Genomic DNA, 6,661 nt, shown 5'->3' with positions numbered 1-6,661 from the left:
AGGGCACCAAATGGTTCGTCAAGAAGTAAGAGTTTTGGCTGCAGCGCAAATGCGCGTGCTATGGCTACTCTTTGCCGCATCCCACCGGAAAGTTGACCGGGCATTCGATCTGCAACAGTATCAAGGTTTACCATTGCTAATGCTGCGTCTGTTTGATCAGAGCGCTCCTTTGCTGTAAGTTCTTTTTTTACTTCACGCAGGGCAATCGCAACGTTGTTTCGTACGCTTCGCCATGGCAAAAGTGAATAGTTTTGAAATACAACCATGCGATCTGGGCCCGGCTTTGTTACTTGCCGCCCTTCTAAAATCACGCCACCTCGGCTTGGTTGTGATAATCCAGCAAGAATATTTAAGAGGGTTGATTTCCCGCAACCCGAGTGGCCTACAAGCGATATAAATTCCCCTGCCGCAATCGATAAATTAATAGTACTGAGAGCTTGGAGAACTGAACCATCTGGCCTTTTAAAGCTCTGCTCGATAGAATCAAGTTGTAGGAATGTGTTCATCTTTGCTTATCTCTGCGGGCCGCTAATTTTATCGCCAGCCCAAGCTACAATGCGATCTAATATTAAACCAACAATACCAACATAGATGATAGCTAAAATTATTTGGCTTGTACTCGAATCACCTCCTGCGTTGTAAGCATCCCAGATAAAAAAGCCAATGCCGCCATCGGCTTTAAGCATCTCAGCTGCCACGATTGCAAGCCAAGCTAGCCCAATTGAAATCCTTAGGCCTGTAAATACGTATGGTGCGGTAGCAGGTATAACTATGTCCCATAAATAGCTTCTTTTTCTCAACCGTAAAACCCTTGCTACGTTTTGATAGTCTTGTGGAATTTCCTTTATTCCCATCGCTGTATTTATTACAATAGGCCACACGGCTGTTATGAAAATAACAAATATTGCAGCAATGTCTGCCTGTTGAAATAACAGTAAGGAAATGGGCAGCCAGGCAAGTGGGGGTACGGTACGCAATACCTGAATCATTGGATCAAAGCCGCGCCGTATAAATTGATTCAGGCCAAGTGCTAAACCTATGGCTATCCCCACAATTGCGGCAAGGCTGTAGCCAATTGCCACACGTTGTAAGGATATTATTATTTGCCACCCTAGACCTTTTGCCGTGCCGCCATCATCATAAAATGGATTTATTATGTATGGGTTCCAGGTTTGAGCAATTACTTCAATAGGGCCTGGGAAATCTGAACTTGTAACTTTGCAGAGTATCTGCCATAAAATCAATACCCCCGCAGTGCAAAGTAATGGGGCTTTTATCTGTTTCGTAAGCGGATGCCGAAGCCAGGCACCCCAAATAGGCAACGGGGGCCTATTTGGTTTTGATTTGCTTTTAGTAGCTAGCATTATTTCATTGATTTAATTTTCAAGCTCTTTAGATAACCTGCGGGATTAGCTGGATCAAACTTAACACCATCAAAAAATACTTCTATACCTCTTGAATCCCCTGCTGGCCCATTGCCATAACCATTTGCTTTGGCGGCCGCTCTCCATAGATCTGAGCGGTTTACTTGATTCACAAGATTTTTTATATTTGTAGATTTAGGCAGATAGTCCCAACGCATATTTTCTGTAACAAACCATGCGTCGTGGCTCTTGTAAGGGAATGAGGCATTATTAGCCCAGAACAACATTTTATATGGGCTATTTTTAACAATTCTACCATCTCCGTAATCTACAGTACCTTGCAGCCTTGGCAGGAGATCTTCAACCGATGCCTTCACATATTTATCTTCAGCAAGAATTTCTGCCATTTCTTTAGTGTTGGCAGGATTATCTGCCCATTTCTGGGCTTGTTGAACCGCCATTAAGAGCCTCAATGCAGAATTTGGATTTTTCTTTACCCAATCAGCTCGCATTGAGAAGGCTTTTTCAGGATGCTCTTTCCAGATCTCACCAGTTTGAGTAATTGTGTAGCCAAGTTTTTTGTTTACTAATCGTTCGTTCCATGGTTCTCCAACACAAAACACATCCATTGTGCCGCTTTGCATATTAGCCACCATTTGCGGTGGCGGAATTACAACCAGATCTGCTTGTTTATTTGGATCTACGCCGTTTGCTGCCATCCAGTAGCGAGTCCAGAGATCATGGGTACCCCCTGGGAAGGTAACAGCAGCTTTGAATTTGTCTCCAGAACTGTTTTTCTTATCGACAGTTGATTTTAAATTTGGTGCTTTAACTTTAAGTTTCTCATCTAAAAACTCTTTTGATCCGGAAATTGCTTGGCCTTGGGTATTTAGCCTTGCTAATATAAACATTGGAAGTGGCTTATTGCTTTTAGTTATTTTCCCGGTTGCAAGAAGATATGGCATTGGAGATAATATATGCGCTCCATCAATTCCGCCCCTTTCGCCACCGAGTTCTAGGTTGTCTCTGGTAACAGCCCAGGATGTTTGTTTTTTCAGCTCAACACCAGTCATGCCTTGTTTGCTGAAGAAACCTTTTTCTTTTGCAATGATTAGTGGTGCGGAATCTGTTAATGCAATAAAACCTAATTCCACATTTGTTGTTTCTGGCTTGCCCGGAGCTGCAATTGCAATTAGTGGAAAAAACACCGAACCAGCAAGGGCTCCCATTGTGGTTTTAACAAAAACTCGACGGCTAAGTTGTGCCATGGCAAATACAAGTGTTTTCCCGCTGTCTAAAATGCGCATGCGGGGTGTTTTTACGGCGCAACTGCTAACCGCTTTATAAGCTCACCACGGAGTTGCAGGTGCGTTTGTGCGTATTGCTACAAAATTGCTTGTAGGTGTTTACTTGGTTACCAGTTCCTTTAATGCATTTGCGAGGTTGCGGTGTTCATGGCCTGGATGGCTTAGTTTTACTAGGGCAAAACGTTCGAGCTCATCAAGCGCTTTCCATTGTTCAAGGCTTGGAGTTTGTTCGCCGATTTCAATGCAAGAGCAACTCAGATCTTTTGGTATTTGATCAGTATTTTGCCAGGATTCTTGATCGTTAATCAATATTCTACTACTGCAATTTGCAAGCCTTTGAGCTAATTTCCCTAATTCTTCAGGATAATCGCTCCACATTAATATTTCCTTGCGATCGCATTCGCTTAGTTCAAGCCAATGCTTCAGTTTAACTTTGCAACCGCAAAGATCAAGTTTGCGTCTTACCGCCATCGGTATACAGCGCAATGAAGTTACAAAATCAGCTTCAAAGTAAAAAGTGCGGCAGTGGATTGATGTTTTGCTCATTAGTTTAGTTCTTTAATTGTTTGTTCCAGCTCAGCAAGCCAGCGCAAGATTTTTCCGCTCTTTATCAGATCTTTTGCTTGATCTAGGCCCCCTTTCAGTGTTTTGTTGCTACCTACCAGCCATAGCCAGCTACCAAGATTCCAATGCAGAGAGGCTGCGAGATCACCTGTGCCGCCTAATGCAGCAATTGCTTGATTTGCCCAGTTTTCTAGGTTTTGCCAGGCAATTTCAGGGCCATTGAAGCCGTGATCCCTTGGATGCAGGATTGTTCGTTTCAGTTCACCTTGTCTGTAGTGAGCTGTTATGCAGGCTCTGCTTAATGGCAAATCGGTTGATCCTTCCAACCCTTTTACGGTGATTAGATCAGTTTCCCCCGCCAGTTGCATGGCTGCTATTGCTCGGGTTTCTGTAGGAGGATGAACGTAGCCGGATATCAGTAGATGTTCCCCTTGATGGGGCGTATAAAGTAGTTCTAGGCTCGCCACTGGCGGACGTTTGCCAATTTCATCTCTCACCGGGATAAGTTTTTCTGCAGCTGGAAATAGCATCGGCTGATAACAAAGAGCAAGCCCTTTTTGTTGAAGTAAAAGTTCTACTTTTTGCAGGCTTAGGTGACGCCACTCGAGGCCTATTGCTGCTAGTAGTTCCGCATTGGTAACACCCCATTTCACTGGCATTGGATTGCCGCCAGTGAGCACTACTGTTTCACCTGCTGCCGCTAAACCAACAGCTACAAGTGGCAAAATTGGCGCGCTGCGGTTGCGGCCGTCGTATGGAACGCCAAAACACAGGGCCTTTTTCCCTGGGCTACGCAGCACAGGCCCTTGGCTGCGATAACTGCGCAACATGCCGCAAAGTTCCTGGGGTTCGGGTCTTCGGATGCGATGGGCGATTAAAAAAGCCCCTAGCTGCGCATTCGTAGCAAGGCCTTGCAGCATTGAATTCATTGCTTCTTCTGCCTCTGCTTCGCTTAGACCGCTGCTTGTGTGCTCACCACTTCCTACCTTGCCGAGCAGATCTCGGAACCGTAATTGCGCAGGATTTAATCCAGAACCACGCTCAGGGGCAAGAGTCAATTTGCTGAACTAATTGTTTCTATTCAACTTGGTTGGCGCTGGCTTTGCCGCTTTAGTAACAACGGTCACCAATAGTTGAGAGGAGCTATTCAAAATGAACATCCCTATGGCGAACAGATGAGTATCTCTGCCCTTAGCAAAATTGAGCAAGCTAAGGCTGATCGATGCGGTTTAGAGCTTGAGCCAGAATTAGAGCAACTCTCAAAGGAAGGTTGGCAAAAGCTTGATGAGGCTGATTTGGTAATTCGGCTCAAATGGCTCGGCATATTTTTTCGACCTGTTACTCCTGGCAGATTCATGCTGCGGCTGCGCCTACCAAATGGGGTTATTACAAGTGAGCAACTGGCTTTGCTAGCAGATGCGGTTGATCTTTGCGGCACTGAAGGCAGTGCAGACATCACCACCCGTCAGAATCTGCAATTGCGGGGTTTGCTGTTAGAAGATATCGCCCCTTTATTGCTAAAGCTCAAAGCGGTGAGCCTTACCAGTCGCCAGTCGGGCCACGATAATCCCCGTAACATCACAGGAAATCCCTTAGCAGGCATTGATCCTGAGGAGTTAATTAATACAAAACCACTTGTTGATGCAATTGAGGCGCAATTGCTTGGCCCTGCGGGCCCCCGCAATTTGCCTCGTAAATTTAATGTGGCGGTTGGAGGTGCAAACGATAGTTTTTTGCTTCATAACGACCTCGCCTTTTTGCCTTCTTATTGGCAAGGTGAAATCGGTTTTACAGTTTTTGTTGGTGGGTTCTTCTCTGCCCAACGCAATGCATTGGCAATTCCTTTGGGGGTATGGCTGCGGCCGGATCAATTGCCTGGTTTCAGCCTTGCATTGCTTCTGCATTACCAGGCCCACGGCAACCGTGTTTCGCGCGGTAAGAGCCGGCTGCTCTATTTGGTGGAGGAATTGGGGCTTGAAAGCTATCGCCAGCAGCTGATTGCTGCTTTTGCGGAGCCAGTGATACTTCACGATGGCAGTCATTTAGTAAATAAACCTCCGCGTTCTTGTCTTGGCGTGCATTCTCAGGCTCAAGCCGGATTGCATTGGCTTGGTTTACACGTGCCGATGGGGCGCCTCGATGCTGAAACTATGGCCCAGCTGGCATACCTCGCGAATACTTACGGAAATGCCGAATTGAGATTTACTGAAGCCCAGAATGTATTGATTACAAATGTTTCTAGCGAAAATTTGATGCCACTTTTAGCGGAACCTTTATTGCAGCGGTTGCGCCCTGAACCAGGTATGTTCCAGGCTGAGGCTGTGAGCTGCACTGGTAGCCGTTATTGCAGTTTTGCTCTATTCCAAACTAAATCTACAGCTCAAACAGTGCTAGAGCAATTAGAGCAACGCTTGGAATTGCCCCATACTCTGCGCAGCCATTGGACGGGTTGCCCAAATGCATGCGGCCAGCCTTACATGGGCGATTTGGGCTTTATGGGAACAAAAATTCGTTATAATGGCGAAATGGTAGAAGCGGTAAAAATATTTATTGGCGCTAATTTAGGCGCAGATCCTAAATTAGCTGATCTGCTTCATAAGGGTGTGCCTATTAGTGGCTTAGTAGATGTTTTGGAGCCTTTGCTGCTCGAGCAGTTTGGCGCAAAAGTGCGAGGCTGATTATGCGAGGTTGATTAAACGTTGCGTATTGTTTTTTGGAGCTAACCGCATCGCAATGGCTCGAGGAGCTTGTTAATGGGGGCGATCTTCTGCAACGGCAGGAGCTCTCTCGTTACTATCAGCAGCTTGATCAAAATCAGGCGTTGCAATTGCTTGCTTGGTGGCTGGGGCAATTGGATAAAGAGCAGGATTTGTCTTTAATTGATTTACTTGGAAGGCCAAAAGGTGAGGAGGCAGCTGAATTGCTGCGAGCTGCACTGCTGCGAAATAAAGATGATTGGCACCTCGAGCTATTAATGCCTCTATTGGGCTATCAAAGGGAAAGCCAAGATTTTTTCTTTTTAGCCAATCAGGCTTTGCAACCAGGGCCATTGGCTTTGCGTAGGGCTGCCTTGGAGGGTGTTGCTAGGGGGCTTAGTTCTTGGCCGCTTAAACCTCTACGCCATTGCTTAATGCAACTAGGAAAAGACCTACAACCCGTTCTCGCTATCGAAGCTGTTGATTTATTGGCGCGTTTGCCATGGCCCCGGCAGGGCCTCAACGCATTGGCATCAACTCCAGGCTTGGATCCCTCGGTGGCGGAGCGGCTGGTGCGGCGCCGCGCGGCGGCAACCCCAACAGATTTGTTGCTTGTGCTCCATGGCCGGGCTGGTGGTTCGATTCCGGCTGAAATTGATCAACTAGCTGCTGAATTACAGACAGCAAGGGGAGGACGGGTGTTTTTGCAGGCGTTAACCGATGAGCAGGC

General features: G+C 46.4%; 6 protein-coding genes and 1 pseudogene. 2 read left to right on the top strand and 5 right to left on the bottom strand.

From position 1 onward, the window contains the following. The 5 genes from KB557_RS08245 to KB557_RS08225 all read right to left on the bottom strand — a co-directional run. On the bottom strand, positions 1–506 hold a 506-nt coding region (locus KB557_RS08245; protein WP_255133139.1), incomplete at its 3' end, for an ABC transporter ATP-binding protein. A 6-nt stretch (positions 507–512) separates the two neighbouring features. Next, entirely contained in the window at positions 513–1,364 is an 852-nt protein-coding gene (gene ntrB, locus KB557_RS08240; RefSeq protein WP_255133137.1) for a nitrate ABC transporter permease, read from the bottom strand. Then, the gene (locus tag KB557_RS08235) at positions 1,364–2,632 is read right to left on the bottom strand and encodes a CmpA/NrtA family ABC transporter substrate-binding protein (RefSeq protein WP_255133135.1); all 1,269 of its coding nucleotides are present in this window, start codon (positions 2,630–2,632) and stop codon (positions 1,364–1,366) included. The genes ntrB and KB557_RS08235 overlap by 1 nt, the downstream gene beginning before the upstream one ends. A 138-nt stretch (positions 2,633–2,770) precedes the next feature. Next, complete coding sequence (locus KB557_RS08230; protein ID WP_255133133.1) at positions 2,771–3,217, bottom strand: nitrate reductase associated protein; 447 nt, start codon at positions 3,215–3,217, stop codon at positions 2,771–2,773. Then, positions 3,217–4,293: an anthranilate phosphoribosyltransferase gene (locus tag KB557_RS08225; RefSeq protein ID WP_255133131.1), complete on the bottom strand. Its 1,077-nt coding sequence runs from the start codon at positions 4,291–4,293 to the stop codon at positions 3,217–3,219. The genes KB557_RS08230 and KB557_RS08225 overlap by 1 nt, the downstream gene beginning before the upstream one ends. A 117-nt stretch (positions 4,294–4,410) precedes the next feature. On the opposite strand from KB557_RS08225, the gene KB557_RS08220 reads away from it, so the two are divergent. Together KB557_RS08220 and KB557_RS08215 are read left to right on the top strand one after the other, a co-directional pair. Continuing rightward, entirely contained in the window at positions 4,411–5,913 is a 1,503-nt protein-coding gene (locus KB557_RS08220; RefSeq protein ID WP_255133130.1) for a ferredoxin--nitrite reductase, read from the top strand. A 35-nt stretch (positions 5,914–5,948) separates the two neighbouring features. Then, positions 5,949–6,661: pseudogene (locus tag KB557_RS08215) on the top strand (hypothetical protein); the annotation flags it as partial.

Origin of the sequence: Synechococcus sp. Cruz CV12-2-Slac-r, assembly GCF_024346075.1 — a bacterium.
GTDB lineage: Bacteria > Cyanobacteriota > Cyanobacteriia > PCC-6307 > Cyanobiaceae > Synechococcus_D.
Note: the sequence above shows the minus strand (reverse complement) of the source record. Positions and strands in the feature narration are given on the sequence as shown.

Coding starts and splice junctions, on each gene's coding strand:
- ntrB (WP_255133137.1), bottom strand. CDS start 1,364: ATGCTAGCTACTAAAAGCAAATCAAAACCAAATAGGCCCCCGTTGCCT.
- KB557_RS08235 (WP_255133135.1), bottom strand. CDS start 2,632: ATGGCACAACTTAGCCGTCGAGTTTTTGTTAAAACCACAATGGGAGCC.
- KB557_RS08230 (WP_255133133.1), bottom strand. CDS start 3,217: ATGAGCAAAACATCAATCCACTGCCGCACTTTTTACTTTGAAGCTGAT.
- KB557_RS08220 (WP_255133130.1), top strand. CDS start 4,411: ATGAGTATCTCTGCCCTTAGCAAAATTGAGCAAGCTAAGGCTGATCGA.